Source organism: Amycolatopsis echigonensis, from assembly GCF_002846615.1.
Taxonomy (GTDB): domain Bacteria; phylum Actinomycetota; class Actinomycetes; order Mycobacteriales; family Pseudonocardiaceae; genus Amycolatopsis; species Amycolatopsis echigonensis.
The window spans coordinates 2,523,739-2,541,882 of record NZ_PJMY01000003.1 but is presented as its reverse complement, the minus strand read 5'-3'; the positions used below and the strand labels follow the sequence as shown (position 1 = coordinate 2,541,882).

Sequence of the window (18,144 nt, the reverse complement as noted above, 5' to 3'; positions counted from 1 at the left end):
CCGCGAGGAGAACTCTGTGTCCACATCGAACACCGCTGACGCACCCCCGCGGACCCACACCCGCAGCGGCCACCTCCTGGCCGGCCCGGCCGACCGGACGCACTCGATGGAAGTCCGGAACGTTTCCAAGGCGTTCGGGAACTTCCACGTCATGCGCGGCATGAACATCAACTTCGTCGACGACGCCATCACGACGGTGCTCGGGCCGTCGGGTACCGGTAAGAGCGTGCTCCTGAAGCACCTCGTCGGGCTCCTCGAGCCTGACGAGGGCGAGATCGTCGTCTTCGGCCAGGACCTGTGGAAGATCACCGAGCAGGAGCGCTACGATCTCCGCAAGCGCTTCGGTGTTCTGTTCCAGGACGGTGCCTTGTTCGGGTCCATGAACATCTACGACAACACCGCCTTCCCGCTGCGCAAGCACACGGACATGAGCGAGGCGGAGATCGAGCACATCGTCATGACCCGGCTGACGGAAGTCGGCTTGGAGCGGTCGATCACGAAACTCCCGAACGAGGTATCGGGTGGTATGCGGAAGCGCGCCGGGTTCGCGCGGGCGCTCGTGCTCAACCCGGACATCGTGTTGTTCGACGAGCCGGACTCCGGTCTGGACCCGGTCCGCACCAGCCTGCTGAACGACCTCATCCTGGACATGCACCGCGAGCACAAGGGCACCTACTTGCTCGTCACGCACGACATCCGCACCGCGCGCAAGGTCAGCGACTACGTCGGCCTCATCTGGCAAGGGCAGGTCGTGCACTACGGCGAGGCCGAGGAAGCGTTCGCGTCCGACGACCCGTTCGTGCGGCAGTTCCTGGCCGGCGAATCCGCGGGCCCGCTGGGGATGGACTGACTCATGAAACGTGTGCTGACGGTCGGCGTCATCGTGGTGGCGGCCCTGGGCGTCGGGGCCGGTGCCGTCGCCGCGATGAGAAGCGACGACTACCAGGTCGGCGTCATCCTCGACTCCGCGACGAACGTGGTGGACGGGGGAACCGTGCAGGTCAACGGTTTCGAAGTCGGCAAGGTGTCCGACATTTCGGTCGAGGGCGGCAAGGCGAAGCTGATGCTCGCCCTCGAAGGGAACCACGTTCCCCTCCACGACGGCGCGCAGGTGCGGATCGAGTGGAAGGCGGCGCTCGGCGAGCGGATGGTGAACATCACCGACGGACCGAGCGGGAACGCGGAGATCCCCGACCACGGCATGATCAAGGGCGACATGCCGGTGCCGATGGAGTTCGACCAGGTGCTCAACGCGCTGGATCCGCCGACCCGGGCCAAGCTCAGCTCGTTGATTAACCGGCTCGACAGCACGGTCAAGGGCAACGAGGCCGACGTGAACCAGACGGTGCGCTCGGCCGGCCCCGCCGTGCAAGCGCTCGGTGAAGTGCTGCGGGGACTCGGCAGCGACGGGCCGGCCATCAAGCAGATGGTCACCCAGCTCGACACCATGGTCGGAACCCTCGCCGGTCGTGAGGCCGACCTGCGCACGGTGATCGACCAGCTGTCGAAGACGACCTCGCTCACCGCGCAGCAGCACGAGGCACTCGCCTCGGCGCTCAAGAAGCTGCCCGGCACCTTGCAGACCGCGGGCAAGACCTTGGGCGACGTGCCCGACGCGGTCGGGCAGGCGGTGCCGCTGCTGAAGGACCTCGAACCGGCGACGGCGAAGCTGCCGGACGTGAGCCGGAACCTCCGGCCGGTGCTGACCGACCTGCGGCCGCTGGTCGCCGAGTTGCGGCCGACTCTGGCCGACGCGCAGACCCTGCTGAACTACACGCCGGGACTGCTGGACACCGCGCACGCGACGGCGCCCGGCCTGAACTCGGCCGTGAGCAGCCTCATGCCCGCGTTGAGCTTCCTGCGTCCGTTCACCCCGGAAGCGGTGGGCCTGCTGTCCAACTGGGGTTCGGCGAGCGCTAACTACGACGCCAACGGCCACTACGGCCGCATCTACGTACAGGCTGGGGCGTCGAGCGTGAACGTCAACCCGGGCATCGTGCCGCCGGGCTTCACCAGCAACCCGACACCGTTGCCCGGATCGCCGGTCGGCCAGCCCTGGACCGACGCGTTCGGAAGTGGGATCCGATGAGCAAGCGCACCTCCCGGCCGCCCCGGCGGTCCCGCCCGGCGTCCTACCGGCTCCGTGGCCTCGCCGTGGTCACCGTCGCCTGCCTCGGCGTGACCGCCGGCGCCGTGGGCGCGAACGACAAAGGACAACCCGGCGAGATCACGATCGTCGCCAAGTTCACCGACGCCAGCCCGCTGATCCCGGGCAACGAGGTGAAGGTCGACGGCGTCAACGTCGGCCAGGTCGCGGCCATGACGGTGGACAGCGACAAGCACGCCGCGGTGGCGCTGAGCCTGGATCCCGCGGCATTGCCGGTCCACACCGACGCCAAGGTCACCATCAAGCCGGTCAGCATCCTCGGCGAGCGCTACCTCGACCTGGACCGCGGGACGCCCTCGGCGCCCGCGCTTCAGGACGGCGGCGTCCTGCCGGTCCGGCAGACCAGCGTCTACACCGACCTCGACCAGGTGCTCAACACCGTCGACGACCCCACCGGGCAGTCGCTGGCGGCTTTGGTGACCGTGCTTGGCGAAGGCATGCGGGAGAACGGACAGAACGCCGATGCGACCATCCAGGCGCTCGCGTCGTCGATGAAGGACACGGACGGGCTGGCGAAGGTCCTCAAGGAGCAGAACGGCCTGCTCACCAGCGTGGTCGACAAGATCGAACCGGTGGCCCAGGCCCTGGCCGTGGACAACGGGGCGACCCTCGACGGTCTCCTCTCGTCCGCGCAGACCGCCACCGAAGCCACTGCGAAGAACCGTGCCGCGCTCGAGTCGACCCTCAGCCAGCTGCCGGACACCCTCTCCGCGGCCCGGAAGACGCTCGGGCAGCTGACCGGTACCGCGCAGGCCACGACGCCTATCCTGCAGTCGATCAGGCCGACCACGGACAACCTGAGCGCCATCAGCGACGAGCTCAAGAAGTTCTCCGAGTCGCTCGACCCCGCGCTGGCCAGCGCGAAGCCGGTTCTGGACAAGGCGCAAGGCCTGCTTGACGAGGCCCGGCCGGTGGTCGACCAGCTCAAGGCCGCCGGCCCGGACCTGCGATCCGCTGTCGGCGCTGCCCGCCCGATTGTCACCGACCTGACGAACAACTTCGGGAACGTGCTGAACTTCATCCGGAACTGGGCGTTGACCACCAACGGCGGCGACGGTGTTTCCCACTACTTCCGGGCCATGCTCGTCGTCAACCCCGACCTGCTGACGGGCCTCGTGCCCGGCCTCAACGCGCCCAACGGGGCTCCTACGCCCCCGCCGCAGGGCCCTCCCCAGGGCGACACCGGCACGCCGGCTCAAGCGGCTCCGCCCCTGCCGCTGCCGAGCCTCCCGGGACTCACCGCCTCAGGCGGGGTACTCGGCGGGCTGCTGGCCACGGGACAGCAATCCGACGGCGGCGTGACCGGGCTCAACCAGCAGCAGGAAAGCGGCGCTCTGCAGTTCCTCATCGGTGGAGGTCAGTGATGGCGAGCACGGTCGGCCGCAAGAGGCGGTCCCTGTTCATCGGGTTAGTCGTCCTCGCCCTCTTCGTGGCCTCGGTCGGGATCGCGATCACCGCGAGCGACGGCCTGCCCGGCAAGCCGACGACGGTCGTGAAGGCCGCCTTCGCTGACGTCGGTGCCCTGCGCAGCGGGGACGACGTCCGTATCGGCGGTGTGCGTGTCGGCCAGGTCGGCGACATCAACCTGGTCGGCAACCAGGCCGTCGTCGAGCTGAAGTTCGACGGCGACAAGCCGATCTACCGCAATTCCAAGGCCGTGACCGCATCGGTCGGCGCGCGATCGGCGCTGGGCCAGAAGTACGTCGACTTCACGCCGGGAACGCCCGACGCGGGCGAGGTCGGCGAAAACGACGTCATCCCGTCGGCGAAGACCGAGGGCGCGCAGGAGCTTTCCGACGTGCTGGCCGTCTTCGACGAGCCGACGCGGAAGGCCCTGCAGGACACGCTGCGCGAGACCGGCGGCGGCGTCGGCGGACACCAGCAGGACCTCCGCGACGCGCTGGGGGCCTTGCCCGAGGAACTGCCTGACCTCGGAACCGTGGCCAGCGCGCTGGCCACCGACGACGGGAAGGACCTGACTCGGACACTGCGTGCGCTGGACAGCCTCAGCGGCCGCTTCACCAACCGCCAGCAGGAGATCTCCGCGCTGGTCGGGCAACTGAAGACCACGTTGGACGCAGTCGGTGTCGATGGCGGCAAGCCGCTGGCGGACGTCGTGGACAAGGCGCCGGACACGCTGGGCAAGGCACGCGGGGCACTGCAGTCGCTGCAGGCGCCGCTGGCCGATGCCCAGGCGGCGATGTCGTCGCTGAAGCCGGGCGCGGACGCGCTGGGCCAGGCGACCCCGGACGTCCGCGGGGTGCTGCGCGAGGGCGTTCCGCCGCTCGACAAGGTGCCGGGCGTCGCCGGGCAGGCCGACCCGGCGGTCGGGGCGCTCACGCAGACCTTCTCCGACGCGAGGCCGCTGGCGCCGGCGGTGCGCTCGGCCGTGGGCTCGGCGCACGTGCCGCTCGAGATCCTCGCGCCGTACTCGCCGGAGATCGCGTCGTGGTTCTCCTACGCGGCCAACGCGCTCAGCCAGGGTGACGCGTCGGGCCACTGGCTGCGCATCTACCCGTTGTTCAACACCGAGTCCCTGTCCGGCGCCCTGAGCGCGCTGAAGGACCCGGTCACCGCGCGCAACGCCTATCCCGCACCGGGACAGGCACCGCAGGACAAGAAGAGCTCTCTGCTGGGGCCGAGGTGAGGAAGATGGCTTTGCGTATCAAGAACCGGCGCCGACGTCCGAAAAGCAAGGGATCGCTGTTCAAACTGGGCGCGATGTTCGTCGTCGTGGCGCTCGTCGCCGGTCTCGCTCTCTTCAACAAGGACCGGATCCTCACCACGCTGCGACCGGGCACGGAGTTGAGCATCAACTTCGCGCGTGACTACCGGCTCCAGCCCTTTACCACGGAGGTCAAGGTCGCCGGCATCCCGATCGGCAAGGTCGTGGATGTCCGGGAGGCACCCGACGGCTCCGCCGACGTCACGGTGAAGGTCGACGACGACGTGCCCGCCAAGCTGCGCACCGCCCCCTCGGCGGTGATCCGGGCGGCCACCGTGCTGGGCGGCAGGTACTACGTGGACCTCGTTCCCGGCGGGGAAAAGGGCACGCCGGCCGGCGAAATCCCCAAGGACCGCACGCGGGTGCCGGTCGAACTCGACAAGGTCGTCGACGCGCTGCCGCCGAACACCCTGAACTCGTTGCAGAAGACGGTCGGGAACCTGGACGCCACACTGGACGACGAAGGCCGAGGGGCCATCGACCAGCTCCTGGCCGACGCGCCGGGCACGCTGGACCCGGCCGGTGACGTCCTGCACGCCGCGCAGGGCACCCGGCCGCGCCAGGACCTCACCGACGTGGTGAGCGGGCTCGAATCGGCTTCCTCCGCGCTGACGAAGGAGCCGGGGCAGCTCGACTCCATCGTCCAGAACCTCGGCAAGGTCAGCACCGTGCTGGGGGACCGCGCGTCGGATTTGTCCCACACGGTCTCCGGCCTGCCCGAGGCGCTGGACTCGACGAACGCCGGGCTCTCCCGGCTGGACGGCACGCTGGCCAAGATCAAGGACGTCGCCGGCCCGGCCCGTCCGGTGGCCCGCGAGCTCGACACGGCTCTGCAGCACGCCGACCCGGTGCTGGCGAAGGCACGTCCGCTGGTGAACGACCTGAAGAACCTGCTGACCGACGCCAGGCCCGTCGTCCGTGATCTCGTACCGACCGCGCAGGGCCTGACCACAGTGCTCGACGACGTGCGCGGACCGGTCCTCGACCGGGTGAACGGGCCGATCAAGTCGACGATCCTCTCGCCGTACCGCGGAACGGGACCGTACGCCGGCACCTCCGGTGACCGGCCGCTCTACCAGGAACTCGGATACATGCTGTCCAACGTGGACAGGGCATCGTCGATGACCGACGGCAACGGCGCGTCGATCGCGTTCGAACCCGGGATCGGCCCCGGCAGCATCGGCGGTCTGCCGATCAGCCTCGAACAGCTCTACAGCAACCTCATGAGGCTCGGACAGCAGCAGGAGGGGCGATGACCCGCGATCAAGGCCGGATCAAGAAGACCTGGGAACGCGTCCGCAACGAGCCGAAGCTCGGCCGGAACGTGCTCACACTCGCGGTGCTGCTGGTGGTCGGGCTGGCGGTCGGGGGCTACATCGTCAGCCAGCAGGGCGCGGGGACCACGACCTGGCCGTGGCAGGACAGGTTCATCATGAAGGCGGAGTTCGACAACGCTCCCGCCATCAGCCCCGGCAACGGCCAGGAAGTCCGGATCGCCGGGGTGAAGGTCGGCCAGATCGACTCGGCGTCCGTCTCGGACGACGGCAAGGCGCTGCTCACCCTCTCCATCGACCCGAAGTACAAGGTGTACGACAACGCACGCACGGTGCTGCGCCCGAAGAGCCCGCTCAACGAGATGTACGTCGAAATCGACCCCGGCGGGCCACCGGGGAAGGAACTCCCGCAGGACGGGACGCTCCCGGCGAGCCACTCGCAGCGGCCGATCCAGGTCGACGAGGTGCTCGGGCACCTGGACGACAACACGCTGAACGCACTGACGTCCTTGGTCAACGAGTCCGACGCGGCCCTGGCTCACGCCCCGCAGTCGCTGGCGAGTGGCCTGTCGGCGACCGACCAGGTCGCGACCAGCCTCAAGCCAGTCGTGACGGCGCTGCAGACCCGCAAGGACACGCTGGCGAAGCTGGTGACCGCTCTCGCCCAGATCTCCAAGTCCGTCGGCGGAAACGACGCGCGGCTGTCGTCGCTGGCCCAGAGCCTGCAGGAGACGCTCGGAGCCGCTGGTGCGCAGAGTGGTCCGCTGAACGCGTCGCTGGCGCAGCTGCCCGACCTCACCCATCAGCTCGACGAGGCGACGAGCAGCGTGGTCGGGCTGAGCGACCAGCTCGATCCGACACTGGAAAACCTGCGCAAGGCCTCGGGTGAGCTGCCCGATTCCCTGTCGAAGCTGACGAAAGCCGTGGACCAGGCCGGCAACACAGTGGACCAGGCGACCCCGGTCGTGACGAAGGCCAAGCCCGTCGTCGACGACCTGCGCCCGCTGGTCGGCGACCTCAACGGGACGCTGCCGGACCTGCACGAGGTCACCGGCCGGCTCAACCCGATCACGGCGGCCGTCCTGCCGTACCTGAACGACCTCTCGGCCTTCGTCTACCAGACGAATTCCCTGACCAGCCTGCACGACGCCAACGGAGGGATCCTGCGCGGCCTGCTCGAGCTCACGCCGAGCAGCCTGGGGACCCCCGGTGGCGCCACGTCCGGCCAGACCCCCCACTAGGTGGCTGCCATGAGGATCTCTCATTCCGCGATGCCGGTGATCCGGCTGATCGTGCTCGTCGTGTTCGCCACCGGCTGCGCCGTGTTCTTCGGCTACCTCTGGGTGAACTCCGGCGGCAAACTCCCCTTCAGCAGCTCCCGCTACACGGTCACGGCGACCTTCCCGAGCGTGGCGAACCTCGTGCCCGACTCCGACGTGATGATCAGCGGCGTCGCCGTCGGGAAGGTGGCCGAGATCAAGAACGAGGGCGACCGCGCGCACGTGACCATGGAACTCGATCAGCAGTACCCGCTGCACGCGGGCGTAACCGTCCAGGTCCGGAACAAGACGCTCGTGGAGGAGACCTTCCTCCAACTGACCGACGGCGACGGTCCGGTGCTGGACAGCGGAACGGTCCTGCCGGCGAACGCGGGCAAGCCCGCAGTCGGCCTGAACGACGTGCTGGCCAGCATCGATCCTTCGACCAGGCAGGCGCTGGCGAGCACCATCCGCTCGCTCGGGGCATCCACCAAGGACAGCCAGGACAGCATCTCCCGCGCCTTGAGCGGTCTCGGTGACCTCGGCCGTGAGGGACACGGCGCGCTGTCCGCGCTGTCCGCGCAGAGCGAGGACCTGCAGAAGCTCAGCGGGAACGCGGCCAACCTTCTCGCCGCACTCGACACCCGGCAGGGGCAGATCGCGCAGCTGGTGCGTGACGCCGACACCCTGACGAAGACCACCGCGGACGGCGGGCAAGACCTTCAGGCCGTCATGCGGGAGCTGCCGGGCGTCATGGACAAGGCCAAGAGCGCGAGCGACGGCCTGAACGAGCTGTCGGGTTCGCTCGCGCCGGTGGCGAAGAACCTGAACACCGCCGCCCCGGACCTGAGCAAGGCGCTGGAGCAGCTGCCGCAGACCGCCGGCGACCTGCGCGGCCTGCTGCCCTCGCTCAACGGCGTGCTCGACCACGCCCCGGACACGCTGGCGCGGGTGCCGGTCGTGGCCGCCGACGCCCACCAGCTGCTGCCGACGCTGAACGTCGCGCTCGGCGACGTCAACCCGATGCTGTCCTACCTGCAGCCGTACGGGCACGACGTCGCGGCGATGTTCACCAACATGGGCCAGGCCCTGTCGAGGGGCGACGACAACGGCACGGCATTGCGCACCTTCATCATCCTCAACGAGCAGAGCCTGCGCGGGAACCCGCTCAACCTCAACAACATCCCGCCCCTCGACAAGAGCAACCCGTACCCAGCACCCGGCCAGTCCTCGAACCCGGGGCCGTACCAGGGCGGCTCGTACCCGCGAGTGGAGAAGGGAACGAAGTGATGGTGCGTCGGCCGTCGTTGCGCAAGCTGTCCCCGAGCTCACTCCTCCGCGGAGGGGCGCGAAGGGTGCGCGCCCTCTGGCGACGGCCGACCAAGCGCGGTCTCTTCGTAGCACTGGGCGTGCTCGCGACGGCGGGCTTCGTACTCGGCGGGCTCGCGAAGGTGCGGGTCGAGACGAGCGTGGACTCGTTCCTGCCCAGCGACGACCCGGTGGTGCGCCAGTTCGAGGCGGAGTCGGGCTCCTTCGGTGGGGACCCGATCGTCGTCCTGCTGGAGTCCGGGCAGCCGCGGGCGCAGCTCGACCAGCAGCACCTGCCGGCGCTGCTCAACCTCGAAGGCCGGCTGTCACGGCTGCCGGACGTCGCGGCCGTCTACGGCCCCGGGACGACCCTGAACCAGATCGCCGGCCGGACACAGGACCTGCTCGCGGAGCTGTCCGGACGCCGCGACGCCGTCCGGTCCCAAGCCCAGCAGGGCAAGACCGGCAAGGACGCGGAGAAGGCCGGCGACGCCGCGGTCGCCGCGTTCGACGCCCGGTACGGGCCGCTGCTGGTCCAAGGCATGCCGGCCGGCCTCCCGACCCTGCACAATCCGTCCTTCGTGGACACGGTCGTGTACACCGGTGCCGGCGAGCCCCGCCCGCAGTGGCGGTTCGTCGTGCCCTCCGACCGGTCGGCGGCAATCCTCGTCCGCCCGCGGGAAGGCCTGGACCAGCAGGGCACGGAACGGCTGGTGCAGGCGGTTCGTGACGCCGTCGCGACGGCCAAGCCGGACGCGCAGCGGATCACGGTGTCCGGTATCCCGGTCATCGCCGTGTCCCTGGGCGACCAGGTGCAACGCGAGATCCCGTGGATCGGGGGGACCGCCCTGCTCGCGGTGGGCGCGTGCTTCCTGTTGATTCCCTGGACCCGGAAGGTGCGCCGCAGGCTGGTGCCGGTCATGACGACCGTCGTCGCGATCGGGCTGACGCTCGCCGTTTTCGGGTGGCTCGGGCGGCCGTTGTCGCTCGGCGTCGTCGCCTTCCTCCCCGTCCTGCTCGGCGTCGGGAGCTACTACCCGACCTACTTCGCCCAGCAGGCCAGACGCCGGGTGGTGCTGGTGGTCGCCACCGCCACCGCCGCGGCGTTCGCGATGCTGCTGCTTTCGCCGTTGCCCTTCGTCCGTGAAGTCGGTCTCGCGCTTTCGATGGGGGTGCTCATCGCTGCGCTGGTCGGCATGCTCCTCATCCGCGGCCTCTCGTTCACCGCCGAACCGGACCGGCCACTCGATGAGATGGTCTCCTCGTCGCGCGCTGTGACGTCGCCTCGATGGGCTCGGGTCGCCGCCGGCGTCGTCGCGGGCGCGGTGGCGCTGGCCGGCTGGATGGCGCTCCCCCGGATCGAGCTGGAAAGCAACTTCCAGAGCTTCGCCACCGGACTGGACGCGCTCACCGACGCCCAGCACGTCGAATCCGTCATCGGGTCGTCGGGCGAGGTCGCCGTCGTCCTCAACGGTCCTGACGTGCTGTCGCCCGAGGCCATGAAATGGACCAGCGAGGCGCAAGAAAGCATCGTCTCGCGACACGGTGACCAGATGCGCCCGGTGGTGTCGCCGCCGACCTTGCTGCAGTTCCTGGGCGCCTCGCCCACGGCGAGCCAGATCGCAGCCGGGGTCCGGTTGCTGCCGCCGTACCTCACGGGCGCGGTCCTCCGCAACGACCGGACGTCCGCGCTGCTGAGCTTCGGCGTGCGGATGGAAGACCTGAGCGAGCTGCAGGCCCTCCGCGACGACGTGCTGCGGCACCTGCCGCCGCCACCGCAGGGGTATCACGTGGACCTGACCGGCTTGCCGATGGTCGCGGTCCGCGGGAACGAGCTCGTGTCCGCCGACCGCCTGCTCACCAACCTGGCCGGGATCCTGGCCGCGGGCGCGGTCCTGCTGATCGCGCTGCGGCGCCGGGCCGACGCGGCGCGCGCGGTCGCGGCGGCGGCCATTGCCACCGGTGCGGGGCTGTGCTTCCTGTGGCTGGCCGGGGTGCCGCTGAGCCCCGTCACCGCCGGCTTGGGATCGCTGACCGCGGCGGTCGGGTGCGAGTTCACGGTCCTGCTTTCGGAAGCCGCCCGCCGACGCAGCCGGGGACTTCGGCTGTCGATCCTGCTCGCCGCGTCCACCTCCACCGTGGGGTACGCGGTCCTGGTGCTGTCCAAGCTGGCCGCCGTACGCGAGTTCGGCGTCCTGCTGGCCGGCTCGGTCGTGCTGGCCTTGCTGTCCGCGGGCTGTGTGGTGTGGCTCTGGCCACCGCGTGACCGCGTTACCCGGGTGGCGACACCCGTTCCCGAACCTGTCGGACGAGTCGTGGTGGAGGTGGGTCGATGAGCCTGCGAGTTGAACGCGAGAAGAAGACTGACGACGAGGAGGCGACCGTGAAGACCTCGAGCCCCAGCACGATTGAAGACGAGGAAGCCGACGTCGCCGACCTCCCGGACGGCCGCGACGAGGCGGAAGAACCGGCTGAAAGCAACACCGCAGACGACTCGTCCGAATCGGACGACGGCGACGACGAGCCGAAGGAGGACGCCGAAGCCGGGCCGGAGAAACCGAAGACCGGTCTGAAGGACGTCATCTGGGCCAAACTGCCGAAAACCCGCAAGGTGCGCGTCATCCTGCTCGTGGTCCTGCTGCTCCTGGTCGGCGGCGGGGTAGGCGGCTACGTCTGGTACGACTCCCAGCGGCTGCCGGACGACGCGGCCTTCCGCGTCGCGGGCCGAACCGTCACCGCCGACCAGCTCAGCGGTGTCCTCGAGACCTGGCGGGCCATGTACGGGGTCCAGCCACCGCAGGACGAAGCGACCCTCGGCAAGTTCCGCAAGGACTCCGCCAAGGCGTACGCGGTGAGCTTGATCCTGCAGAAAGCCGCGCAGGACCGCGGGATCGTGATCGGTGACAAGGTGGCGCAGGACGCCCTGGCCAGGTTGATCTCGCAGCAGCTCGGCGAGGGGACGGAAGCCCACGACAAGTTCGTCCAGCAGCTGGGCAACGTCGGCACGTCCGAACCGGCCGTGATCGGGGAAATCAAGCAGCAGCTGGCTCTCTCTCAGCTGTTCGACGCGGTCACCAAGGGATCCGGCGACATCAGCGAGCAGGAGGTGAAGGACGCCTTCGCGACGCGAAAGGACCAGCTGGGCACCCCGGAGCAGCGCAAGATCGGCAACATCGTGGTCCGGACGAGGGAAGAGGCCGACCAGGTCATCGCCGACCTGTCGCACGGAGCCAAGTTCGAAACCGTGGCCCAGCAGCGCAGCATCGACACCGCGACGCGCGACAAGGGTGGCGACCTCGGCGCGCTTTCCCGTAGCCAGCTGCAGGACGACTACGGGAAAGCGGCTTTCGGCGCAGCGACGGGGACGGTCTTCGGTCCGGTGCAGAACCAGTTCGGCTGGAACGTCGGGCGGGTCGATGAAGTGACGGCTCCGGTGCCGGCGACCTTCGAAAAGGTGCACGACAGCCTCAAACAGCAGCTGCAGATGGAAAAGCTGCTCGCAGTGTGGCGTTCCTGGCTGGGAGACCAGATCAAGGGCGCCGGCGTGGAGTACGCGGACGAGTACCGGCCGGACAATCCCGACGCCGCACCGGACGTAAAGCCGGGCGAGAGCCCGGTGACCGGTCAGCAGGGCGCGGCGAACCCGGGCCGGCCTTCCCAAGGGAAGCCGGTTCCTTCGCGATGAGCACGGCCGTCCCGTTCGTCGTCTTGGCGGTTCTGCTTGTCCTTTTGGGACAGTGGGGCAGCAGGCGCTCACTGGATCTCGTTCCGGCGAACTTGCCGATGGCCGAGCGCGAGCGGCGCGCGAAAGTCGTCCGCCGAGGTGCCGTCAGCGCCTACGTAGTCGCGGCCGTCTTCGTCGTGGTGTCGGCTGCCGCGCTCTTCTAGCCGGCGGGCGCCGAGCCTTGTCAGCCCGGGCTCGGCGCCTGCTTACCAAGCAAGCCGTAGTGACCGGCCATGCCGGCGGCGACGATCCGGTTCGGAGCCCCCAGCTTGTTCAGGAGCGAGGCGACCAGGCGCTTCGCGGTCCGCTCGGAAACCAGCATGCGTTCGGCGATTTCTGTGGTCTCCAAGCCGCGGGACAGCAGTACCCACAGGCGAATCTCGTCCACCGCCAGCTGACCGAAGATCTCCTCCGGCGGGTGCCGCACCGCGTCGAGCAACACGGTGAACAAGGTGTCCTCGACCACTCGGAAGCCGGCGGCCACGGACAGCAGGGGAGCGACCAGCACATCCGGATCAGCCGACTTCGGCAGGAATCCGTCGGCGCCGGCCCGTAGAGCTTCTTCGGCGAGCTTCAGGTCCGACGTGCCTGACAGCGCGACGACTTTCGTATCGGGATGGCGGGACTTGATATGGCGGATCGCCGGAATCCCGTTGACGGGCGGCATGGCGAGATCGACCATCGCGATGTCGGCGCCGCACGAGCCGACGAGCGAGGCCGCTTCCTCCGCGCGGTTCGTCGTACCACCGATCTCGAACCGGTCGCCGGCTTTCGCCTTGAGCAGCAGAGCTAGGCCCTGGGTGAACAGGTCGTGGTCATCGACGAGCACCAGGACGAGTTTGCGGTCTTGCATGGCTCTCCTCGTCGGAAGATGACAAAATCACTACACGAGCCCACCAGCAGAGGCGCTGGCGGCAGCGTCGTGGAGGCATCGATGTCGACCGTACCGTGGTGGCGTTCCGTGCGGTCAAGCACGATCCTCCAGACGGATACGTTCCGGGAGACCGACATCCGGATCGTGGAACGGGTGCCCGCCAGTGTCCGGGTCGGCGTCGTGGTGTCCGTCGGGCTGCTCCTCGCGCTCGGGCCGGACTCCGTGCGGCACCACCTCGCGATCGGGTTGGTGTGGCTGGCTGTCGGCAGCATCTACGCGTTCATCGTTTTTTGGGATCCCACGATCGAGTTACGCAGCATCCGGTCCGCTTCGGTGGTGACCGGTCTGGACTCGGTCCTGTCGCTGGCCATCATCGCGTGCACCGGAGGTGCGAGCAGCGTCGCGGTGTCGCTGCTGTTCCTGGTCATCGCGGCCGCGGCGATGCGACTGTCCTTCGTGGCCACTGTGGCCGTGTCGATGGCCCTCGGGGCGCCTATTTCCTGGTCGCGGTGCTGATGGACGCCGGTCAGACGTCGTCGGTGATCCGCATGCAGTCCGGGTTGTGGTGGCCGGTCTACCTGGTGTTCACCGCAGCCCTGACGGGCGGCTTCGCGCTGTTGACCGAACGGGCGACACGAGCGCACAGCGACGCTCGGGCACAGGCGATCGCGGAACGGGCGGCGGCGGAAGAGGAACGGGACCTGCGTGCCCGCCTCCTGAAGTCTTACGAGGCCCAGGAAACCGGCTTGCACGTCATCCTGCACGAGTTCCGCACTCCCATCGCCTCTCTCAAGGCGCTGACCGACAACCTGGTCGAGCGAACCGGTACGGCGGCGGCCGAAGACGACGACAGCTGGACCAGCCTGCGGCTGCTGGCGGCCCACGCGGGCCACCTTTCGTCGATGATGGACGCGCTCGGCGACGTCGCCGCGAGCCGGCGGCCCACCTTCAGCACCGGGCGTCGCCGGGTCGTCGACATCAAGGAGTTCTTGTCCGCGGCCGGAGACGCCGCCGGCCTGGCGGGCTCCGAGCTGCGGATCACCGTCACGCCGCCGGGCGCACAGTCCCGCCTGGACGCACAACTGCTGCGACGCGTCATCACCAACCTCGTGGAAAACGCCGGACGGCACAGCCGGGGCGCGCCCGTCGAGGTCGTCGCGCGGCTGGGACCAGAACGGCTCCAGGTCATGATCCTCGACCGGGGGCCGGGTTTCCCGGCCGAACTCGCGCCCATCGTCACCGAGCGGTTCGTTTCCGGGGAACACCGTGGCACCGCGGGGCTCGGACTGTGGATCGCCGAACAGATCGTCCAGTCGCTCGACGGCCGGATCCGGTTCCGCCCGCGTTCGGGTGGCGGCTTGGTCGTCTGCCTCGACATGCCGGTCGGCTGAGCGGGTCTCGCCGTTCGGGCCGGCTACTTTTCATTTTCTGACGTCTTTTCGCGTCCGTTTCCGTGTGCGTGGCCCGCGCGGGTCGGCGGGGTTGGCACGCGCGGGCCACCGATGGCTCGCGCGATCGGTGTGCATCGCGCCGAATCTTGTGATGATTACCCGAGTCCTTCACCTACGAGGAGTTGACGTCAATGAAGACGAAGGCTGCGGTCCTTTGGGGACAGCACGAAAAGTGGCAGGTCGAGGAAATAGACCTGGATCCACCGAAGGCCGGCGAGGTCTTGGTCAAGCTGACCGCCAGCGGGCTGTGCCACTCCGACGAGCATCTCGTCACCGGAGACCTGCCCTTCCCCTACCCCCTGGTCGGCGGCCACGAAGGCGCCGGTGTGGTCGAGGCCGCCGGCCCTGGCGTCATGGACATCGCCGAGGGCGACCACGTGGTCATGACCTTCCTGCCTGCCTGCGGCCGGTGCTCGTATTGCGCGCGGGGTCTGGGCAACCTCTGTGACGCCGGCGCCGCCGTGATGCTCGGCCCGCAGCTGGACAACACCTACCGCTTCCACGCCCGCGGCGAAGACGTCGGCCAGATGTGCCTGCTCGGCACTTTCTCCGAATACACCGTCGTGCCGGCGGCGTCGGTCGTGAAGATCGACGACGGCATTCCGCTGGACAAGGCCGCGCTCGTCGGTTGCGGCGTGACGACCGGCTTCGGCAGCGCGGTCCGATCCGGCGAAGTGCGGGCCGGTGACGCTGTGGTCGTCGTCGGCGTCGGCGGGATCGGCGTCAACGCGATCCAGGGTGCCCGGATCGCCGGCGCCCGGCTCATCGTCGCGATCGACCCCGTCGAGTTCAAGCGCACCAAGGCTCTCGAGTTCGGGGCCACCCACACGGCCGCGTCGATGGACGAGGCGTGGAACACCGTCAGCGAGCTCACCCGCGGCCAGCTGGCCGACGTGTGCGTGATCACCACGGACGTCGCCGAGGGTGCACACATCACGCCCGCCCTTTCGCTCGTCGGGAAGCGCGGCCGGGTCGTCGTCACGGCCATCGGCCATCCCGAGGAAACGTCGATCACGACGAGTCTCATCGAGCTGACGCTGTACGAAAAGCAGCTCCGCGGTTCCCTGTTCGGTTCGTCCAACGGCCAGCACGACGTGCCGCGGCTGCTCGAGCTCTACAACGCCGGGCTGCTGAAGCTCGATGAGCTCATCACCACCGAGTACTCCCTGGAGGACGTCAACCAGGGCTACGAGGACATGCGCAACGGCAAGAACATCCGCGGCCTCATCCGGTACTAGCCCACCTCGGTCGCCCGCAACGGCTCAAATTCGTGATGTGAGGACAGTTTCATGGCTATCGAACGCAACATCGAACACGGCAAGCGCACGGGCTTCGGCAGTCTGAGCGAGGGCGGTCTCCGCATGGAGTCGTTCCCGATGCGCTTGTTCCGCAAGGGGAACAAGAAGTTCTGGAACCCCGAAGACATCGACTTCTCCCAGGACGCCAAGGACTTCGCGGCGATGAGCCCCGACGAGAAGCGGCTCACGTCGATCCTGGCCGCCCAGTTCATGGCCGGCGAGGAGTCCGTGACCCAGGACCTGCAGCCCTTCACGACGGCGATGGCCGTCGAAGGCCGGCTGGCCGACGAGGCCTACTTGACGCAGTTCACCTTCGAAGAGGCCAAGCACATGCAGGCGTTCCGCCTGTGGTTCGACGCGGTCGGTCTCGGCACCGACCTCCACGAATTCGTCGAGTACAGCGAGGCGTACACGAAGATCTTCACCGAAGAGCTGCCGAAATCGCTGTACGCGCTGACGACGGACCCGTCTCCGGCCGCCCAGATCCGCGCGTCCGTGACCTACAACCACGTGGTCGAAGGTTGTCTCGCCCTCACCGGCTACTTCGCGTGGGCCAAGGTGTGCAAGAGCCGCAACATCCTGCCGGGCATGCAGCAGGTCGTGAAGTACATCGGCGACGACGAGCGGCGTCACATGGCGTGGGGCACCTTCACCTGCCGGCGCCACGTCGCCGCCGACGACCGCAACTGGGACGTCGTCGACGAGCGGATGCAGGAGCTGCTCCAGCCGGCGCTGCAGCTGATCGTCGGGCTGTTCGACGCTTTCGGGGACAACACGCCGTTCGGCATCAGCATCGACGAGATGACCGACTACGCGCTGGACAAGGTCAACCGCAGGCTCGAGTCGATCGAGAGCGCGCGGGGCTGCCGGGTCGAGGAAATCGACGAGGACTACTCCCCGATGCAGCTCGAGGACAAGTTCGCCGCGGAAGACGAAGCGGCGGTCGAGCAGGCGCTGACGGCCGTCGGCTCCTGACCCGTCGAGTTCTCACCGGTAACCAGGTCGACGCCGACCTCGAACCCAAGGAAGCACCGACATGCTGCAGGACACCTCTGCGCAAGAAGCGAACACGAACGTCGACCTGCTCTTCATCGGCGCCGGGCCGGTGGGTCTCTTCGGCGCGTACTACGCAGGATTCCGCGGCCTGAGCATGGCGGTGGTCGACGCCCTTCCCGAGGTCGGCGGCCAGGTCCAGGCGATCTACCCCGAGAAGAAGATCTACGACATCGCCGGCCTGCCGGGCGTGCCGGGGCAGGAGCTGATCGGCAACCTCGTCCGGCAGGCCGCGCCGTTCACCCCGCAGTACCTGCTTTCGCAGCAGGTACTGCGGCTCGAGCGCCGTGACGGCGGGTGGCGGGCCACGACGTCGGCCGGCGTGGTGGTCGACGCACGCGCGGTCGTGATCACCTCCGGCGTCGGGGCGGTCACCCCGCGGCCCATCCCGGCCGGCGAGGACTTCCTCGGCCGCGGCCTGTGCTACTTCGTCCCGCGGCTGGACGTGCTCGACGGCAAGGACGTCGTGGTGGTCGGCGGCGGGGACTCCGCGGTCGACTGGGCGCTGGCGGCGTTGCCGCGTGCGCGGTCGACCACGCTCGTGCACCGCCGACGGCAGTTCCGCGCGCACGAGCACTCGGTCCAGTTGCTCCACCAGTCCGCCTGCACCGTGCTGGTCGACGCGAACGTGACCGAACTGCGTGGGCAGGACCGGGTGGAGAGCGTCGCCATCAAGGTGGCCGGTGAAGCCGAGGTCCGCGAGACCAAGGCGCAGGTCGTCGTCGCCGCGCTCGGGTTCCTGATGGACCTCGGTCCGATCAAGGATTGGGGGCTCGAACTCGAGGGCCGCGCGATCCGGGTCGACAGCAGGATGCGGACCAACCTGCCCGAGGTCTTCGCGGCCGGCGACGCCGCGACCTTCGACGGCAAGGTCAAGCTCATCGCCGTCGGTTTCGGCGAAGTGGCGACCGCGGTCAACAACGCGGCCGTGGCGCTCGACCCGCAGGCCGGGCTCGCGCCGGGGCACTCGAGTGACTTGACACTTCCCGCCCAAGTCGGCGCCTGAAGCAC

16 protein-coding genes are annotated in these 18,144 nt (G+C 68.8%); 15 read left to right on the top strand and 1 reads right to left on the bottom strand.

Translation table 11 applies throughout. The annotated features are described in order from the left end of the window. Positions 1–16 precede the first annotated feature (16 nt). The 10 genes from ATK30_RS16780 (at position 17) to ATK30_RS16735 (ending at position 12,621) form a co-directional block, all read left to right on the top strand. On the top strand, positions 17–850 hold the full coding sequence (locus ATK30_RS16780; RefSeq protein ID WP_101436375.1) for an ABC transporter ATP-binding protein: 834 nt from the start codon (positions 17–19) through the stop codon (positions 848–850). A 3-nt stretch (positions 851–853) separates the two neighbouring features. Beyond that, positions 854–2,089 (top strand): MlaD family protein, encoded by a 1,236-nt coding sequence (locus ATK30_RS16775; protein WP_101436374.1) that lies wholly within the window; start codon positions 854–856, stop codon positions 2,087–2,089. Further along, positions 2,086–3,531: an MlaD family protein gene (locus ATK30_RS16770; RefSeq protein WP_101436373.1), complete on the top strand. Its 1,446-nt coding sequence runs from the start codon at positions 2,086–2,088 to the stop codon at positions 3,529–3,531. Before ATK30_RS16775 ends, ATK30_RS16770 begins: the two co-directional genes overlap by 4 nt. Then, positions 3,531–4,814 carry an MlaD family protein gene (locus tag ATK30_RS16765; protein ID WP_101436372.1) on the top strand — a complete coding sequence of 428 codons (1,284 nt, stop codon included), beginning with the start codon at positions 3,531–3,533 and terminating at the stop codon, positions 4,812–4,814. Before ATK30_RS16770 ends, ATK30_RS16765 begins: the two co-directional genes overlap by 1 nt. Positions 4,815–4,819: 5 nt before the next feature. Beyond that, positions 4,820–6,148, top strand: coding sequence for an MlaD family protein (locus tag ATK30_RS16760; RefSeq protein ID WP_101436371.1), 1,329 nt, complete (start codon positions 4,820–4,822; stop codon positions 6,146–6,148). After that, positions 6,145–7,407 (top strand): MlaD family protein, encoded by a 1,263-nt coding sequence (locus tag ATK30_RS16755; RefSeq protein ID WP_101436370.1) that lies wholly within the window; start codon positions 6,145–6,147, stop codon positions 7,405–7,407. Before ATK30_RS16760 ends, ATK30_RS16755 begins: the two co-directional genes overlap by 4 nt. Positions 7,408–7,416: 9 nt before the next feature. Next, positions 7,417–8,715: an MCE family protein gene (locus ATK30_RS16750; protein WP_229857380.1), complete on the top strand. Its 1,299-nt coding sequence runs from the start codon at positions 7,417–7,419 to the stop codon at positions 8,713–8,715. A 65-nt stretch (positions 8,716–8,780) separates the two neighbouring features. Further along, the gene (locus ATK30_RS16745) at positions 8,781–11,069 is read left to right on the top strand and encodes an MMPL family transporter (RefSeq protein WP_101436368.1); all 2,289 of its coding nucleotides are present in this window, start codon (positions 8,781–8,783) and stop codon (positions 11,067–11,069) included. After that, positions 11,066–12,418: a peptidylprolyl isomerase gene (locus ATK30_RS16740; RefSeq protein ID WP_101436367.1), complete on the top strand. Its 1,353-nt coding sequence runs from the start codon at positions 11,066–11,068 to the stop codon at positions 12,416–12,418. The genes ATK30_RS16745 and ATK30_RS16740 overlap by 4 nt, the downstream gene beginning before the upstream one ends. After that, positions 12,415–12,621 carry a hypothetical protein gene (locus tag ATK30_RS16735; RefSeq protein ID WP_101436366.1) on the top strand — a complete coding sequence of 69 codons (207 nt, stop codon included), beginning with the start codon at positions 12,415–12,417 and terminating at the stop codon, positions 12,619–12,621. The genes ATK30_RS16740 and ATK30_RS16735 overlap by 4 nt, the downstream gene beginning before the upstream one ends. A 20-nt stretch (positions 12,622–12,641) precedes the next feature. Here ATK30_RS16735 and ATK30_RS16730 read toward each other — a convergent pair whose 3' ends face one another. Continuing rightward, the gene (locus ATK30_RS16730; RefSeq protein WP_341867348.1) at positions 12,642–13,286 is read right to left on the bottom strand and encodes a response regulator transcription factor; all 645 of its coding nucleotides are present in this window, start codon (positions 13,284–13,286) and stop codon (positions 12,642–12,644) included. A gap of 105 nt (positions 13,287–13,391) precedes the next feature. On the opposite strand from ATK30_RS16730, the gene ATK30_RS46190 reads away from it, so the two are divergent. The 5 genes from ATK30_RS46190 (at position 13,392) to ATK30_RS16710 (ending at position 18,139) form a co-directional block, all read left to right on the top strand. Continuing rightward, the gene (locus ATK30_RS46190) at positions 13,392–13,847 is read left to right on the top strand and encodes a hypothetical protein (RefSeq protein ID WP_244194632.1); all 456 of its coding nucleotides are present in this window, start codon (positions 13,392–13,394) and stop codon (positions 13,845–13,847) included. Further along, on the top strand, positions 13,847–14,722 hold the full coding sequence (locus ATK30_RS16725) for a sensor histidine kinase (RefSeq protein ID WP_244194939.1): 876 nt from the start codon (positions 13,847–13,849) through the stop codon (positions 14,720–14,722). Before ATK30_RS46190 ends, ATK30_RS16725 begins: the two co-directional genes overlap by 1 nt. Before the next feature lie 191 nt (positions 14,723–14,913). Then, complete coding sequence (locus tag ATK30_RS16720; protein WP_101436364.1) at positions 14,914–16,020, top strand: NDMA-dependent alcohol dehydrogenase; 1,107 nt, start codon at positions 14,914–14,916, stop codon at positions 16,018–16,020. Positions 16,021–16,071: 51 nt separating this feature from the next. Next, the gene (locus ATK30_RS16715) at positions 16,072–17,055 is read left to right on the top strand and encodes a R2-like ligand-binding oxidase (protein ID WP_101436363.1); all 984 of its coding nucleotides are present in this window, start codon (positions 16,072–16,074) and stop codon (positions 17,053–17,055) included. Between the two features lie 61 nt (positions 17,056–17,116). Beyond that, positions 17,117–18,139: an NAD(P)/FAD-dependent oxidoreductase gene (locus ATK30_RS16710; RefSeq protein WP_101436362.1), complete on the top strand. Its 1,023-nt coding sequence runs from the start codon at positions 17,117–17,119 to the stop codon at positions 18,137–18,139. Positions 18,140–18,144: the final 5 nt, after the last annotated feature.

Coding starts and splice junctions, on each gene's coding strand:
- ATK30_RS16750 (WP_229857380.1), top strand. CDS start 7,417: ATGAGGATCTCTCATTCCGCGATGCCGGTGATCCGGCTGATCGTGCTC.
- ATK30_RS46190 (WP_244194632.1), top strand. CDS start 13,392: ATGTCGACCGTACCGTGGTGGCGTTCCGTGCGGTCAAGCACGATCCTC.
- ATK30_RS16765 (WP_101436372.1), top strand. CDS start 3,531: ATGGCGAGCACGGTCGGCCGCAAGAGGCGGTCCCTGTTCATCGGGTTA.
- ATK30_RS16755 (WP_101436370.1), top strand. CDS start 6,145: ATGACCCGCGATCAAGGCCGGATCAAGAAGACCTGGGAACGCGTCCGC.
- ATK30_RS16770 (WP_101436373.1), top strand. CDS start 2,086: ATGAGCAAGCGCACCTCCCGGCCGCCCCGGCGGTCCCGCCCGGCGTCC.
- ATK30_RS16720 (WP_101436364.1), top strand. CDS start 14,914: ATGAAGACGAAGGCTGCGGTCCTTTGGGGACAGCACGAAAAGTGGCAG.
- ATK30_RS16775 (WP_101436374.1), top strand. CDS start 854: ATGAAACGTGTGCTGACGGTCGGCGTCATCGTGGTGGCGGCCCTGGGC.
- ATK30_RS16710 (WP_101436362.1), top strand. CDS start 17,117: ATGCTGCAGGACACCTCTGCGCAAGAAGCGAACACGAACGTCGACCTG.
- ATK30_RS16735 (WP_101436366.1), top strand. CDS start 12,415: ATGAGCACGGCCGTCCCGTTCGTCGTCTTGGCGGTTCTGCTTGTCCTT.
- ATK30_RS16740 (WP_101436367.1), top strand. CDS start 11,066: ATGAGCCTGCGAGTTGAACGCGAGAAGAAGACTGACGACGAGGAGGCG.
- ATK30_RS16725 (WP_244194939.1), top strand. CDS start 13,847: ATGGACGCCGGTCAGACGTCGTCGGTGATCCGCATGCAGTCCGGGTTG.
- ATK30_RS16760 (WP_101436371.1), top strand. CDS start 4,820: ATGGCTTTGCGTATCAAGAACCGGCGCCGACGTCCGAAAAGCAAGGGA.
- ATK30_RS16715 (WP_101436363.1), top strand. CDS start 16,072: ATGGCTATCGAACGCAACATCGAACACGGCAAGCGCACGGGCTTCGGC.